This is a genomic window from Streptomyces sp. NPDC059582 (genome assembly GCF_042735715.1).
Lineage (GTDB): Bacteria > Actinomycetota > Actinomycetes > Streptomycetales > Streptomycetaceae > Streptomyces.
On record NZ_JBHWCC010000015.1, the window covers coordinates 52,525 to 66,987 of the forward strand.

Annotated in this window: 15 protein-coding genes and 2 pseudogenes; 10 read left to right on the forward strand and 7 right to left on the reverse strand. The window is 70.6% G+C overall.

Translation table 11 applies throughout. The annotated features are described in order from the left end of the window. The first annotated feature begins 61 nt into the window (after positions 1 to 61). Complete coding sequence (locus ACFV0T_RS15600) at positions 62 to 451, forward strand: VOC family protein (RefSeq protein ID WP_385778681.1); 390 nt, start codon at positions 62 to 64, stop codon at positions 449 to 451. Here ACFV0T_RS15600 and ACFV0T_RS15605 read toward each other — a convergent pair whose 3' ends face one another. Both ACFV0T_RS15605 and ACFV0T_RS15610 read right to left on the reverse strand, forming a co-directional pair. Next, positions 452 to 1,429: an ArsR/SmtB family transcription factor gene (locus ACFV0T_RS15605; protein WP_385778683.1), complete on the reverse strand. Its 978-nt coding sequence runs from the start codon at positions 1,427 to 1,429 to the stop codon at positions 452 to 454. A gap of 322 nt (positions 1,430 to 1,751) precedes the next feature. Continuing rightward, a complete protein-coding gene (locus tag ACFV0T_RS15610) occupies positions 1,752 to 2,849 on the reverse strand; it encodes an ArsR/SmtB family transcription factor (protein WP_385778685.1) in 1,098 nt (365 codons plus the stop codon). A 206-nt stretch (positions 2,850 to 3,055) separates the two neighbouring features. On the opposite strand from ACFV0T_RS15610, the gene ACFV0T_RS15615 reads away from it, so the two are divergent. Next, the gene (locus tag ACFV0T_RS15615; protein WP_385778687.1) at positions 3,056 to 3,853 is read left to right on the forward strand and encodes an SAM-dependent methyltransferase; all 798 of its coding nucleotides are present in this window, start codon (positions 3,056 to 3,058) and stop codon (positions 3,851 to 3,853) included. 564 nt (positions 3,854 to 4,417) lie between these two features. Continuing rightward, positions 4,418 to 5,608, forward strand: a complete 1,191-nt coding sequence (locus ACFV0T_RS15620) for an MFS transporter (RefSeq protein ID WP_385778689.1) — start codon at positions 4,418 to 4,420, stop codon at positions 5,606 to 5,608. Between the two features lie 208 nt (positions 5,609 to 5,816). Here ACFV0T_RS15620 and ACFV0T_RS15625 read toward each other — a convergent pair whose 3' ends face one another. Next, positions 5,817 to 6,083 (reverse strand): DUF6959 family protein, encoded by a 267-nt coding sequence (locus ACFV0T_RS15625; protein WP_385778691.1) that lies wholly within the window; start codon positions 6,081 to 6,083, stop codon positions 5,817 to 5,819. Between the two features lie 236 nt (positions 6,084 to 6,319). Here ACFV0T_RS15625 and ACFV0T_RS15630 point away from each other — a divergent pair. The 3 genes and pseudogenes from ACFV0T_RS15630 to ACFV0T_RS15640 all read left to right on the forward strand — a co-directional run. Further along, positions 6,320 to 6,571 (forward strand): annotated as a pseudogene (locus ACFV0T_RS15630) (alpha/beta fold hydrolase); the annotation flags it as partial. A gap of 144 nt (positions 6,572 to 6,715) precedes the next feature. Further along, a complete protein-coding gene (locus ACFV0T_RS15635) occupies positions 6,716 to 7,321 on the forward strand; it encodes a LuxR C-terminal-related transcriptional regulator (RefSeq protein ID WP_385778693.1) in 606 nt (201 codons plus the stop codon). A gap of 121 nt (positions 7,322 to 7,442) precedes the next feature. Beyond that, positions 7,443 to 7,823, forward strand: coding sequence for a hypothetical protein (locus ACFV0T_RS15640; RefSeq protein ID WP_385778695.1), 381 nt, complete (start codon positions 7,443 to 7,445; stop codon positions 7,821 to 7,823). A gap of 288 nt (positions 7,824 to 8,111) precedes the next feature. On the opposite strand, the pseudogene ACFV0T_RS15645 reads toward ACFV0T_RS15640, so the two are convergent. Further along, positions 8,112 to 8,321, reverse strand: a pseudogene (locus ACFV0T_RS15645) (two-component sensor histidine kinase); the annotation flags it as partial. Positions 8,322 to 8,459: 138 nt separating this feature from the next. Between ACFV0T_RS15645 and ACFV0T_RS15650 the strand changes: the two are divergent. After that, entirely contained in the window at positions 8,460 to 10,049 is a 1,590-nt protein-coding gene (locus tag ACFV0T_RS15650; RefSeq protein WP_385778697.1) for a hypothetical protein, read from the forward strand. Between the two features lie 418 nt (positions 10,050 to 10,467). On the opposite strand, the gene ACFV0T_RS15655 is transcribed toward ACFV0T_RS15650, so the two are convergent. Both ACFV0T_RS15655 and ACFV0T_RS15660 read right to left on the reverse strand, forming a co-directional pair. Beyond that, on the reverse strand, positions 10,468 to 10,542 hold the full coding sequence (locus ACFV0T_RS15655; RefSeq protein ID WP_100661309.1) for a 50S ribosomal protein bL37: 75 nt from the start codon (positions 10,540 to 10,542) through the stop codon (positions 10,468 to 10,470). Positions 10,543 to 10,943: 401 nt separating this feature from the next. Continuing rightward, positions 10,944 to 11,114: a hypothetical protein gene (locus ACFV0T_RS15660; protein ID WP_385778699.1), complete on the reverse strand. Its 171-nt coding sequence runs from the start codon at positions 11,112 to 11,114 to the stop codon at positions 10,944 to 10,946. 193 nt (positions 11,115 to 11,307) lie between these two features. Between ACFV0T_RS15660 and ACFV0T_RS15665 the strand changes: the two genes are divergently transcribed. Beyond that, positions 11,308 to 11,640, forward strand: coding sequence for an antibiotic biosynthesis monooxygenase family protein (locus tag ACFV0T_RS15665; RefSeq protein ID WP_385778701.1), 333 nt, complete (start codon positions 11,308 to 11,310; stop codon positions 11,638 to 11,640). An 85-nt stretch (positions 11,641 to 11,725) separates the two neighbouring features. After that, on the forward strand, positions 11,726 to 12,259 hold the full coding sequence (locus tag ACFV0T_RS15670) for a GNAT family N-acetyltransferase (RefSeq protein ID WP_385778703.1): 534 nt from the start codon (positions 11,726 to 11,728) through the stop codon (positions 12,257 to 12,259). A gap of 36 nt (positions 12,260 to 12,295) precedes the next feature. Here ACFV0T_RS15670 and ACFV0T_RS15675 read toward each other — a convergent pair whose 3' ends face one another. Beyond that, positions 12,296 to 13,204: an expansin EXLX1 family cellulose-binding protein gene (locus tag ACFV0T_RS15675; protein ID WP_385778705.1), complete on the reverse strand. Its 909-nt coding sequence runs from the start codon at positions 13,202 to 13,204 to the stop codon at positions 12,296 to 12,298. 234 nt (positions 13,205 to 13,438) lie between these two features. Here ACFV0T_RS15675 and ACFV0T_RS15680 point away from each other — a divergent pair, with 234 nt between their 5' ends. Next, complete coding sequence (locus tag ACFV0T_RS15680) at positions 13,439 to 14,218, forward strand: SDR family NAD(P)-dependent oxidoreductase (RefSeq protein ID WP_385778707.1); 780 nt, start codon at positions 13,439 to 13,441, stop codon at positions 14,216 to 14,218. The last annotated feature ends 245 nt before the right edge of the window (positions 14,219 to 14,463 follow it).

Consider the following 14,463-nt stretch of genomic DNA (forward strand, 5'->3'; position numbering starts at 1 on the left):
CCCGATCGCCCCCGACCGATCACCGCCGCCCGATCATCCGCACGGGAAGACCCTTCGAGACATGGCTCATCACAGCAGGATCTGCAAGGTGGTCATCGACGTACCCGAGACCGACCACGAACGCACCGTGGATTTCTGGGGAGCCGCCACCGGCGCGCCCACGGCCGTGGTGCCCGGCTCCCCCGAGTACACGAGCGCGTCGCTGCACAGCCCCCGTATGTGGCTGTACATCCAGCGCCTGGACGAGGGCGGGGACGGTCCTCGCGTCCATCTGGACATCCACACCGACGACCTGGAGGCGGAGGTGGCCCGCCTGGAACGGCTGGGGGCCGCGCGGGTACGCAAGGTCCACTCCTGGTGGGTCATGCGCGATCCCGCGGGGCTGCTGTTCTGCGTCATCCCGCATCCCCCGGGCAACCTCGACGACTCCAACGCCCGCCGCTGGGAGTGATCACGGCGGTCCGGACTTCAACAGGCCGTGGCCCAGCGGTGTCGCGGAGTGCAGGACGAACTTGCCCTCGCGGCGGCTGGCGACGAGACCCCCGTTGCGCAGCACCCCGAGCTGGTAGCTGACGCTCGGCAGGGCGATCCCCAGCGCACCGGCGACCTCGCTGGTGGTACGGGCGTCCCGCTTGGCGACCTCGCCCAGCACTTCGGCCCGGGTCCGGCCCAACAGTCGTACGAGGGCGTGCTGCGGGACATGCCGGGGACCCTTGGGCACCGGGTACACCAGCACGGGAGTCAGCTCCGGGTTCGCGAGGGCGGTCGGACGGTTCCAGCAGAAGAACGAGGGGACCAGCAACAGGCCCCGTCCGTCGAGGTGAAGGTCGCGATCGACGGGATAGTCCACTTCGAGGACCGGGGCGTTCCAGCGGGCCCAGGGGCTGAGCCCGTCCAGCAAGGCCTGTGTGCCGCCGTCCAGGAGCGCCTGGGTGCGCTGGCCGACGTCGCCGGCCACCAGCGCCCGCACCACGGGCCAGTGCGGTTCCACCAGTGCCCGGAAATATACGGCCAGTGCCCGCGTCACCTCGGCGAGTCCGGCGCATCCGGGGCGGCCCAGGGTCGTCGTCCAGGCCGGCAGTCTGCGGGAGTCGGCCAGGCGGCTCAGCTCGGTCACCACGCGCGGGCGCTCGGTGGCGCGCACCGCGTCGAGTCCGGCGGCCAGTTCGGGTGCCGTGACGGACGGAGTGAGGAAGTCGGGGATGTAGCCGGTGGGCGGGATCAGTGTGGTGAGCGGGCGCACGGCGCGGTCCAGATCGGCATCCCGCTGAATGCGTTGGCGGGCGGCTTTCCGCCAGCTGCCGAATTCCAGTGGCCCTATTCCTGTTTGCAGTCGGCACACGCTGCAGATGAGTTCCCACAGCGGGTCGGGGCGTTGCGCGATGCGGACGTTCAGCAGATCGTGGGGGGTGAAGTGAACGCGGAGCATGAAGCCTCTTTCGCGGCCGGAGCCTGCGCGGGACACGCGCAGCCGGTCCAGCGCGTCGGTCAATCGCGCTGGTGAAGGGGGATCAGCGGTCGTGTCGCAAGGGTGCGGGGCGCGCCGACGTGTGGCTCGTGCGTCGGAGCCCGGTCGGTGAGCCGGTCGGTCGCGGCCCGTGCGGCGAGTCGGTCACGCGGTCGGACGGTCAGGCGGTCAGGCGGTCAGACGCAGCCAGGGCGGTCAGCACGGTCGGTCGGGGTCAGTGCCATCGGTCGGGTTCGCCGATCAGCCTGCACCAGTCACTCCGCTGCCGCATGACGGTTCGGGCTCAGCCGAAAGACCGGCCTGTCGCGGGTGAAAGGTGTGACAGGGCGGAATTCTTGCGGACCTCGACGGTGTCGGGGACGCGGTCGGTCGGGTGGAACTGCGCGAGGCGAGGCAGGTCGGACGTGGCCGTGCCGTCGAGGACCGCCCGGCCGAGCGGAGTCGGCAGGTGCCAGACCGTGTTCGCGGTCCGGTGGCTGAAGACCAGGCCGGCCTGCCGCAGGACGGTGGCGTGCTCGCTCACCGAGGCGGGTGAGATGCGCAGCCGCCGGACGAGGTCCGCGCCCGTGATGCCCTCGGCCGCCGCGATCTCCTCCAGGACGGCCGCACGCGTGGCCCCGAGCAGTCGGGCCAGGCACCCGGCACCGGACCGGTCCGCGGGCTCCACCAGCCGCTGGAGGCCGCGGTTGGCGGGATACACCAGAACCGGGTCGAGTCGCTCGTCGCGCAGGGCGATGGGACGGGCCCAGCAGAAGTAGGACGGGATCAGCACCAGTCCCCGCCCGCCCAGATGCAGTTCCTTGCGGACGGGATAGGCGACCGTGAGGACCGGCGACTCCCAGCGGATCTGCGGGTGCAGGCTGCCCAGCATGCGTTCCACGCCTCCTGCCATCAGGTCGGCCGCGCGGGCCGCCCGTTCGGCCGCGACCACGGCGTGGATACGCTCCCAGGCGGGAGCCAGGGCGCGTTGGTGGTAGAGGCGCATCGCGCTGCCTAAGTGCCGTAACGCCTCGGCCTCGCCCTCGGCCAGTGGCCGCAGCAGGGAGGCTGCCGCGGCGCTGCGTCCGGCCAGGAGTGCCAGGTCGGCGCGCAGCCGGGTCCGAGCCGTGCTCTGCACGGCCTCCACGGCCGACTCGACATCGTTGTCCACCGTGGGTGTGAGGAAGTCCGGGGAGTAGCCTCTCGCGGGCGCCAGCCGCAGCAACAGGCGCGCGGACGGGGCGAGCAGGCCCAGCGTTCTGGTCCGCCATATCCCGAAGACGCCGTGGTCTGCCCGCCCGTGCAGAGCGTGCAGGCTCAGCAACATCTCCCAGGCCGGTACCGGGCCGGCCGCGATCCGGATACGTCCGATGTCCTCGCTCGTGAAGTGGATCCGCAGCACCTGTGCTCCCCGTTGAACAGACTGAACCATCCGTCATGGGAAATGACGTTATGTGACGGTGGGTTGGTTGCGTCACGAAAGGTGCGCCGGGGGCGCATCCGGAGCGCTGGTGTGAACTGCGGCCCTGCACAAGGAAGTTGATGTGCGAAACTGTCGGAGGCCGCTCGCGGGGGCGGCGCCGTGGCGGTTGCCGAGAGGAGCACAGGGTGACACAGGGCGGCTTCCGTGCCGAGGAGATCGACACCAGCAGGCCGCACCCCGCGCGGATCTACGACTACCTGCTGGGCGGCGAGGACAACTACGAGGTGGACGCGCGGGCCGGCGAGGCGCTCGCGGCCGCGGCACCCGAGGTCCGCATCGGCCTGCGGGCCAACCGCGCCTTCCTGCGGCGCGCCGTCCGCCATGTCGTCGGCAGAGGCGTCCGGCAGATCCTCGACGTCGGCACCGGGCTGCCCACCTCGCCGAACGTGCACGAGATCGCCCAGGAGCTGGCGCCGAACGTGCGCGTCGCGTACGTCGACAACGACCCGATCGTGAAGGCCCACGCCGACGCGCTGCTCAGCCGCTCCGGCACGACCAGCATCGTGCTCGCCGACCTGCGCGATCCGCGGGCCGTCGTGGACCACCCCGATGTGCGCCGCGTCATCGACTTCGACGAGCCGGTCGCCCTGCTCCTCGTCGCCGTCGTCCACTTCCTCACCGACGCGGAGAATCCCGGGCAGATCGTCGCCACCCTGCGCGAGGCGCTCCCGGCCGGCAGCTTCCTGGTGCTCTCGCACGCCACGAGCGACTTCGCCGACCGCAGCGCGGCCCAGGCCGTCTACAACAGGGCCACCGCCACGTTGAACCTGCGTTCCCGCGCCGAGGTCGAGCGGTTCTTCGACGGCTTCGAGCTGGTCGAACCCGGCCTGGCGCAGGTCCCGTTCTGGCGCCCTGACGGCCCGCCGCCGGCCGGATCCGAAGAGATCGGCTTCTACGGCGGCGTGGCGCGCAAGTCCGGCTGAACGCCGACGGCCCGAGCGCGTACGGCCGCAACCGCAAGCACAACCACAACCACATACGAACCCTCACCGACGCCCCGCACCGGCCGGGCTCCCATGTCACAAACGGCCGGCCTGTCTCGTCTCAGGTCTGGAAGGCACATCCCGACCAGGAAGGTGATCGGCATGCGGGTGGGCACTGAGACGTGAGTCGGACCGGCACGCGCCGACCGCGGACCTGGACGAGTGCCACTGGTACGGGACATGGGAGACGGGGAACGGAGGGCGCGAGGGGAGACAGGGAGCGGAGGGCACGGGGGCCCGATCCGCCCGGACGTCCTGAGCGGGGCCGGACCGGGCCGGGCCGGGCGGCGTCCGGAAAGCGTCGTGAGCCGTTCCGCCCGTCGGCCACCGCGGTCGACGTGGTCCCGGACCCCTGCCGTGCCGAGATCGACGGCGGCTTCCGGCACACCGTCCTCGGACTGCCCGCGCCGGATGCTGCTGTTCGGTCGATCTTCCCCGCCCCCTCTCCCACCGGCGGCACGCCGGACCCGACCCGGGTCGCGGTGCGGGGTTAGCGTCGGCCGCATGGACGATGAACGCCGCGCGTGGCGCCCGTGTCTGCTCGGCGGGGCGGTGTTCGCCGTGTGCATGGCCGGCACCACCCTGCCGACCCCCCTCTACGGCCGCTACCAGGACAAGTTCGGTTTCTCCGAGCTGACGGTCACCATCGTGTACGCGGTGTACGCGTTCGGGGTCATCGGCGTCCTGCTGCTGGCGGGCAATGCCTCGGACGTCATGGGCAGGCGTCCGGTGCTGCTGTGGGGCCTGGGCTTCGCGGCGTCGAGCGCCGTCTCCTTCCTGTGTGCCACCGGCCTCGGCTGGCTCTACGCGGGGCGGCTGCTGTCGGGGCTGTCGGCCGGTCTGTTCACCGGAGCGGCCACGGCGTACGTCATGGAGCTGGCACCGCGCGGCGGCGCCGCACGCGCCACGTTCGTGGCGACGGCCGCCAACATGGGTGGACTGGGCTGTGGTCCGCTGCTCGCCGGGGTGCTCGCCCAGTACGCCCCCTGGCCGCTGTACCTGCCGTTCGTCGTGCACCTGGTCCTGGTGGCCTGCTCGGCCGCCGTTCTGCGGTGGCTGCCGGAGACCGTGCGGGAGCGGCGGTCGCCGAGCGCCGTACGGCCGCGACGGCCCGGCCTGCCCGCGCAGGTGCGGTCCGTGTTCGCACCGGCGGCGATCGCCTCGTTCGTGGGGTTCGCGCTGTTCGGGGTGTTCACCTCGGTCAGCCCGGCGTTCCTCTCGGAGTCCCTGGACGTGCACAACGACGCCCTGACCGGGCTGGTCGTCGCGCTGGCCTTCTTCGCCTCGACCGGGGGGCAACTGGCCGTCGGCCGGGTCGGCGTGGAGCGGTCGCTGCCCCTGGGCTGCGCCGCACTCCTCACCGGGCTGGCACTGCTCGCGGGCGCCCTGTGGTGGGACCTGCTGCCACTGGTGGTGCTGAGCGCGCTGGTCGGCGGGAGCGGACAGGGACTGGCGTTCCGCGGGGCGATGTCCGCCGTGGCCCACGCGTCACCCGCGGACCGGCGCGCGGCCGTGATCTCGACGCTGTTCGTGGTCGCGTACGCGGGCATCTCCGTGCCGGTGATCGGGGTGGGGGTACTGACCGGACCGATCGGCCTCGAGGGCGCGGGCCTGGTCTTCATCGCGTGCATGGCCGTACTGATCTCGGCCGCGGCCGTGTACCTGATCCGGCGGCCGGTACCGGCGACGACATGAACGCGTACGGGAGCCACTTCGTCGGGCGCGTGTACCAGTGTTGCCGAGACCTTCGCGAGACCGGCGTCGCCCGCAAGGTCCTGGAGGAGGAGGAACCACGGTGCAAGCAACCGGGCCCGACGAGGCTGCATCACAGCCGTTCGTCCAGGTCAGTGCTCAGGCCGGCCGCGAATGCTCCCAGCTTCCCGAACTGATAGCGCCCGCCGACTCAGTACGGCCGCGGAATCTCGTGCTCGCCCAACGCTGCCTCGTACCGTGCCAGCAGAGCATCCAGGTTCGCCAGAAGGAGGCCGGCAGACTCCCGAGCTTCATCCAGGTCGCCTCGCTCGCACGCCTCCGCCACCTCGGCCACGTCACCGCGGAGGATGTAAAGGGAGTCTCCCTGCACCACGATCCCTGGGAACCGTCTACCCGGCATGCGAACCACGGCGTCGTTGCCGCCACCTGTGAACAGCTCAGCCTCAACGCGCTCCATCGGCCCATCCACCCTGACATCACCAGTTGCCATCAACGACGTTGGATACAGGCGTCCTTGAGTGAACCGCCATGCTCCACCGACAGCACGGCGAGGGCGATCCGAGGGCCGCAGGATCGAACTCCTGAAGCGAGTGCCGTCGGCACAGCCAGGCGCAGACCAGTCGACCGTGACATGCCATACGCCCGCTCGGGCCTGTCCGGCGGACCGTACCGGGCAGGTCCCTTGTTCACGACACCCAGCCGTCGCTGTACGTCGGCGGCGGCCAGGACGCCTCCACCACCTGGCTGGCCGACGCGATCAAGGCGCGCCCCACCACCTTGCCCGGCCTCAGCGCCTCCCACATCCTCGACAGCTGCGGCCACTGGCTCCAGCAAGAACGCCCCGCGGAGATCAACCGCCTCCTGACCTCGTGGTTCGCTCCTTACGGGCCTGACCCCGGACGGGCCAGTCCGCCGCGCCGGAGCCGCCCACGTCGGCGAGGCTGAGCAACAGGGCATGTCCAACTCGGGAGACGGAAGACACGAGAGACGGAGAGGTCCAATGAGCGCTTGCGCCGAGGTGGCGGCCACGATGCTGACCGAGTCGGAGGACAGTCGCCCGCTGCGCGCCCCGCTAGGCCTCGGTCGCCGGTGAGCACCGAACTCGTGCGGATCGCGGTCATCGGGGACTGCCCCGTCTTCCGGCACGGCGTCTCCCAGCTGATCGGCAGCGCACCGGACCTCGACCTGGTCGCGGCCGCGCCGTCCATGGAGATCGCGGACGGCAGCCTGCGCGGCGTGGAGGTGGTTCTGATCGACCTCCAGCAGCCCGCACCAAAACTCACGGCGGCCGTGACGAAGCTGCACAGGCGGGGACATGCCGTCCTCGTCGTGTCGTCCTCCCCGCAGATCGACGCCGTCCAGGTGATCCAGGCGGGAGCCAGCGGCTATCTGTGCCGACAGGCGGAGGCGCACGAAGTGTTGACGGCGATTCGCACAGTGGGATCGGGCCGCAGTTACGTGTCCGCGCCCGCCAGCCATTTGGTGAGAAAATCCCCCCATTTCACTGGCCGGGAACAGGAAATCCTGCGCCTTCTCGCCAATGGCTCAACGGACCACGAAATCGCCGCCGAATTGGGTATCAGCAAACACACCGTCCAGTCGCATCTCGACCGAATCGGCGGGAAAGCGGGATCCCGACGCCGTCCCGACCTGACCCGGATCGCAGTGGAACACGGGCTCATCGACCTGCAATAGGGCCCACCGTGGGTAGTTCTGCCCCGCCGAGCGTGGGCAATTGTCACCCTTGACCCACACAGACTCAAGCATGACCTTTGGAGGGGACCGGACATAAAGCGGGAATCAGCTGGGAGAAGTCATGCGCAATCGTCTCGCAATTCTCACCGTCGCAGCGCTGCTGCCGCTGACAGGAGGGGCTGCCACGTTCGTAACCGCTGGTCAGGCACAGGCCGTCACCATCGGCAAAGTCACACTCACCGGAACAGTCCAAGACTGCGACGACGAGACTTCCCCCGACACGGTGAAGATAAAGGCAGGCACCGAAACGATGGCCGACAATTCGCTTGCCGGGAACAGCAACTCGTACTCCGTCACGTTCAAGAAGATCGCCAAGAACGCCACGGTGACGGCGAAGGCCACCGTGACCTGCGAGGGCGAAGACTCATACAAGCAGTCCTTCCAGCTCAAGGGTTCGACCAGCACGGACCCCGTGAAGCGGAGGCAGAACCTCGAGCCGTAGCGGGTCCGGCACGCGAAAGTCGGCCGGGTCTCCTGCGAGGCCCGGCCGTCACAACCTCTCCGCCCACCGTGAACCCGATCACCGAACCGCCCCTTCCCGCCCGAAGGCGAACGGGACCTCGACGCGGACGACCCCGGGTGTGTGGGGGGTGACGGAGATCTCGACCGGGCCCTGGACGGTCGAACCTGGTGGCGTTCTCGACGAGGTTGGACAGCGCCCGCTGGAGCGTCCCGGCCGCCCTTCGTTGGCGGTCGACGAAGACCAGGCGGTGCGTGGCGCGCCAAGCCAGTCGCTGCCGACGCTCACGTCCTTGTGCTCAACCATCCGCCCGGCGGGCGCGGCGGCCGCGACGGTGGTCGGCGGGCACGACGGGGACCCGGGGCTGCCGCCGTCCACGACCGAGCCGTCGAAGCCCCGCACCTGGACGTCCGTACGAGCCGGCCGCACGATGTCGTGGCCCGGCGCGGCCGAGGAGAAGTCCTCCGCCGTCATCCCGTGGTGGTGGCCGCTCGCCTCGGTACGCGTGCCTCGTGGATCCGTTCCCGATCATGTACATGGATGAGTCGATTCCCTCGGGAGACCGCAGGAAAGCGCCGTACCTGGCAAACTGTGCGCCACCTGGGGGGGGAGATTGTCGTGTCGGATGAGCTGACCGTCCGCCGGATACTCGGGGACCAGCCCTTCGCCGAGATCGGGCGGCCCGTGTGGGCGGTGACCGGCGAGCGTCACGGCTGCGTCATCGCGGCCGGTGACCTCGGGCACGTCATGTGGCGCGGTGCGGGCCAGTGGCTCGGCCACCGGATCGGCGTGTACGAGGCCGACACCCTCCGTCCGCGCCACGTCATTGCCTCCCGCCACCCCGTATGTGCCATCGAGCCTCACCCCGAGCTGCCGCTCGTCGCCGTCGGCACCGGCCGCTACGACGGCTCGTGGGACTTTCAGGGAAAGCTGCTCCTGCTGCACCTGGAGACCGGGCGCGTGACGAACCTGCTGAGCAAGAGCCGCCAAGTGCGCCACCTGCGCTGGCTGGAGGACGGCCGGCTCGCGATGCTGCTCTCCCCCGAGGACAAGGACGGCGGCTTCGGCAAGGGCTTCGAGCTGGCCGTCGCGGTGGACGACTGGCTGTCCGCTCCGGCCGGTCTGGTCGACCCGGACGACACACGCCATCCGATGGTCGAGAGCGGGCTCCTTTACGACCCGCGTGTGGAGGACACCCTCGCGCGGCTGACGGAGGGCCGGTGGCGGCGGCGGGCGGAGGTGCGGGACCTGGCGGTGCTGGCCGACGGCCGGGTGCTCGCCACCGGCCGGCACACGGACCTCGAATGCTGGGATCCGTCGGGCGCGCTGCGGTGGGCTCTTCCCGCGGACGGGGAGGGGAGCGTCCGGGTCGAGACGGCTGCTGATGACGAGTCGGCGTGGGTGACGTACCGGGGCCACCGGCGCGACGAGGTGACAGGTCGCCGAGTAGACCGCGCGACCACTGTGCGGCGGATATCGACGGCGGACGGCGGTGCGATGGACTGCGTGGACGTGCCTTCGGCCCCCGCACTGTGCGCCGGGGACGAAGGCTGGCTCGCCCTACGCCCGCAAGGGCGCGACGCACACGCCGCGCTGCTGCTCGCCCCCACGCACCAGGAGGCGGCACGCCTCGACCTCGCCCCCAGCCGCTCCAACTCCCCGGCGCTGCGCGTCAGGCACAGCGCCCGTCTGTTGTATGTGGACGGCCCCGGCCCGGACGACGACGCGCCGTGGATCCACGCGATCGATCCTCCCGGCGCCCACGGCCCAGCCACTCTGCGCGCCCTCTTCCCCTTGCGCTGGGACCCGGCGTCCGCGCTCCAGCCCTGGTACGGCCCCGCCGTCGAGCTGACCGACACCCTCGTCCACGCGGGCCGGTCGTACGAACGGAGCGCCACCTACGGGGAAGCCCGCGAGGGCACGTACGTCGTGAGCCGTCGGCTGCCGGACGGAGAGGCACGCTGGGTGTATGGCACCGACAAGCCGCTCGCCGATCTCGACGGCGACGAGCGGAGGGTGTACGTCGTGTATCTCACCGGTGAGGTGGAGACCCTGGACACGGCGACGGGCGAGGTGCGAGCCCGGCACACCCTGCGCGCGCACGGCCACCCGGTCACGCCGGTGTCCGCCGCGTACCGGGCGGAGCAACAGCGGCTGGTCGTGGGGACGCTGGACGGGCGGCTCCTGGACTGCTCGGTCCCGGGTTGACCGGATCGGTAGAAACCACCCGCCGAGCACGAAGTGCCAGCTGTCGACAGAGGTCTCCTCAAAAGGCTTCAACGGACGACCGAAGGACGAGGGGGCCGGCCGCATCGGACGAGCCCCCGTAATAGGGGTGTCATGATCTTGGTCGAGGCTGTCTTTCTGATGCCACTCCCCCGCAGGTCAGAGCCCTCAGGGACTCTAAGGGACTCTCCGTCCCACCTGGGCCTCCGGAGCCGTGTGCGCAGGTTCGGGCGGCCCCTGCTCGGCTATGGAAGGCCGCCCGGCCCTGAAGAGCCGGCCCCGTTCTCGTCGGGCTTCGGGGCCGGCTCATTGTTCGTTCCCGCAACTCCGCGGGAGCCCAGTCCTTGATTCCAATCCGAGTGGCGAAGACAGAGGTCCTCGGCCGTGTGCTCAGGTCGGCTCAGGCGTTGGGACGCTTGCCGTGATTCGCCTTCTTCTTCTTACGGGCGCGTCGCTTGTTCCCTCGCTTAGCCATGGTGCACATCTCCCTTATTCGGGGGCTTTCCACACCTTCGCCAGTCTAGATTCGGCCCAGGGTGCCCGCATCAGCGGTTCCGCGGCCGCCAGTAGTCGCGACAGCAACCGCGCAGCAGGTCCGACTTCCACGACACAGGCCACAGCAGTGTTCCGCTGTCCTGCGGACCCTGCCGGCGCGGACCGACACACAGGGCACGGCCATGGGCCTGAACGTGCTGCGGGGCATCGCCGCCCGCCGGCTCCACGAGCGCCCGGCTTCGTCGTGGAGACCCAGGACCGGGTCGACGTCTTCATGGGCATGGTCGATGTCTTCATGGGCATGGTCGACGTCTTCATGGGCATGGTGCGCCCGCCCATGGGCGACGGCCCACAAAGCTCTTTGAAGATGTCCGCGGGCGGTCAAGCCGTCTTGTTCTCGTCCACCCGCTCGCCCTCCGCCTGGGACGGCTCGGTCCTGGGGACGTCCGGGTGCATGGCGGCGCGTGCGGCAGGTTCGTCCCGCTCGCCCTCGGCCTGGGAGGGCGTGTGGGAGTACAGCCAGGGCTCGTAATCCGAGGCTCCGGATTTCATGGCGGCTCTCCTTCGGTCGTTCCTCTCCCATGCTCCTCCGTGCACCGCGACGGGGCGAGGGCAGCCGGCGTCGCGCCTGGCGTTCCGGGCGGCGGTCGGGAGGTACGCCGAGGGGGCTCAGGGGCTGCCTCCGATCGGGGGAAAGCGGCTCCCGTGGGCGATACGGCATCCTCGTAAGGGGAGAAATTTGACCATGGCACTTACCGCATGCATCGACATGACCCGCCCGGTGGCGACCCTCATCAACATCTTCACCGTCTCCCCCGACCGCCAGACCGAACTGATCGAGCTCCTCACGCGGGCCACGGAGGAGACGATGCGGCACCAGCCCGGCTTCGTCTGCGCCAACTTCCACGCCTCCCAGGACGGCGAGCGTGTCCTCAACTACGCCCAGTGGGAGTCGGAGGAGCACTACCGCGCGATGCTCGACAACCCCGAGGCCCGCGTCCACATGGAGCAGGCGGCGAAGATCGCCACGGACGTCCAGCCGCGCCTGTTCCGAGTCGCCTCGGTCCACCCCCGGTAGACCCCGGCGCGGTCACCTCCGCCGAAACCCGCGTCACCAGGGCCCCGTATTCGCGTTACAGCACCGGCATCGGCAGGATGGGGCCATGACCGAGATCCACACCCCCCGTCTTCTCCTGCGCCGATGGCTGGACGACGACCTTGTCCCCCTGTCCGAGATCCAAGCCGATCCGTCGGTGATGCAGTGGATCGGCGACGGCTCGCCCCGCTCCTTGGAACAGAGCGCCGAGGACATCGAGGCGTGGGAGGAGGAGTGGGACGAGGAGGGGTTCGGGATCTTCGCGGTCGAGCTCCTCGGCTCCGGGGAACTGATCGGGGCGGTCGGCCTGTACGCGGCGGAGGTCCCGGCCGAGATCGCCGGCCAGGTGGCGATCCGCTGGCGGCTCGGGCGCGCGTTCTGGGGACAGGGCTACGCGTCCGAAGCCGCCCACGCCGCACTGGAGTTCGCGCTCCAGGACCGCGGTATCGACCAGGTCGTCGCCGTGTGCCGGACCGGCGACACGGCCTCCACGAACGTGCTCGAGAAGCTCGGGATGCAGTCGGAGGGCACCGTGGAGCATCCCGTGCACGGCCACGACCTGCAGGTGTACGGGATCGACCTCACCGAGTACCAGGAGTAGGGGGAACGGCCCCGCCCGGACCGACCGCGGCCGAGGTCAGTGCCGGGCGAACTGGATCCGGGTCGGTTGCACGACGTCCGGCCGCAGCGCGACCCCGTCGACGGTCAGTTGTTCGCCGTAGATGTCGGTGATCCTGATCGCGTCGCCGCACCCGGCGCCGTCGGCGGAGATGAAGTAGTTGTAGCTGGTACGGGCCAACTGCCGCCAGCCGCTGGTGGTACGGACCTCCAGCCGCGCCACCGGATTGCGGTGGCCGAGCGCCTGGATGCCGCACCACCAGCGGCTGGAACCGGTCTTGTACCGGATCGAGACGGTCCCGGAGGTGCTGGGACTGAGCAGCTCCCAGGTGATCGGGACCCGGCCGAGCGAGGGGTCGGCGAGCTTCGCGAACGCCTGTGCGCTGAGGTCGAGTTGCCCGGGTACGCAGGGCGACGGGCATTCGTTGACGACCCGGACCGTGACCGAGGCGCCGCCGCCGGCGCGGACGAGCACGTACGCTCCACACGCTTGGGCCGACTCGTAGTCGGCGGTGTTCATCGCCGCGACCATGAGGTCGTCCGCCGGGCCGTACAGGCAGGCGCCGTCACCGGTCCCTGCGTCGTAGGAGGTGGCGACTCCCCGGTAGGTGACGCCAGGCCTGATCCGTCCCGCCAGCGGTGCCACGGCGGACGCCGTCCGCGCGGTGTCCGTGGCCGAGGGCCGCGCCGCCGCGGTGGCCGGGGCCGCCGCCCCGGTCGGGGACGGTGTGGTGGCCGGGGGTGACGTGGTGGCCGGGGACTCCCGTGCGGGCGCCGGCCTCGACGCGGTCGGCGACATCGCCCCGGTGCCGGCGACGGGCTGGTTGGCGGCAGGCCCCGGCCCCGCGTCGGCCCGGTGGTCGGGGCCGAACGCCATGACCAGGTAGACGAGAACGCACGCGGCGATCAACGCCACAGGAGCGCCCATCACCAACCCGAGCCTGCGGTCGCGCGCGGCTCGTCTCATTGACTTCATGCCCGTCCGTTCGAGGGTTCGGAGGATCGGAAGCTCGGAAGGTGGAGTCGATGGTGCACCGCTCAGTGACCGCGGGAGAGGAGAGGTCGCCGCGCCTGGTCCCACGCGCACGGTCCGAGTGTCGCAGGACCGGGTCGTCGCGGGATGCGGATTCACCGTTTGCCGCTCGGCGTCTAGGGTGCGGACATGATCTCGCACAGTTACCTCTCCGAACTGTTCTCGCTGGACGGCCGGGTCGCCGTGGTGACGGGCGGTAGCTCCGGCATCGGCCGGGCCATCGCCGGGGCCCTCGCCCGAGCCGGGGCGAGTGTGGTGATCGTGGCGCGCAAGGAGTCGGAACTGACCGCAACGGTCGATGAGTTGACGGCCGACGGGTGCCGGGCGGCCTGGGTGAGCGCCGACCTGAGCAGCCGTGACGGGGTGCGCGTGGCGGCGGACCAGGCGGCGGCGGTGTTCGGCGAGCCGGACATTCTCGTCAACAGTGCCGGGATCAACCTGCGGCCGCCGATGGGCGAGCTGGGCGAGGACGTGTGGGACGCCACGATGGCGGTGAACCTGGAGGCGCCCTATCTGCTGGGCCGGCGCTTCGGGCCCGGCATGGCCGAGCGCGGTTTCGGGCGGATCATCCACATCACCTCCCAGCAGGCGCACCGGGCGTTCGTCCAGAGCGGCGCCTACGGGGTCTCCAAGGGGGCGTTGGAGTCACTGGCCCGCTCACAGGCGGAGGCGTGGTCGCCGTACGGCGTCACCTGCAACACGCTGGTGCCCGGTTTCGTCATGACTCCGCTCAACGCGCGGTTGTCGTCCGACCCGGAGCGGGTGGCGGCGCTGGCCGCGCGCACGATGGTCGGGCGCAACGGCCTGCCCGAGGACTTCGCCGGGGCGGCGGTGTTCCTGGCCGGCCGAGCCTCCGGCTATGTCACCGGACAGGCGATCTTCGTCGACGGCGGATTCTCCGTGCACTGAGCCTCCGGGCACTGACCCACCGGACTCGGGGTCTGAGCGGACTCGTGTCTCGTACCGGCTCCGGGTCCTTCGCCCGGGAGAGTCACCTCGACACCGTCACCTGGCACAGCCGCGATTCCCTCGGCCGCGCCGTCGACTGACTCACGGGGCCGAGGCGGATGCGAACGCCAGTCGACCACGTGGCGGCCACGCCGCCGGGCACCGGAGCGGCGTCGAAGAGGCCGCCTTCGGCCGGCTCACGCCCG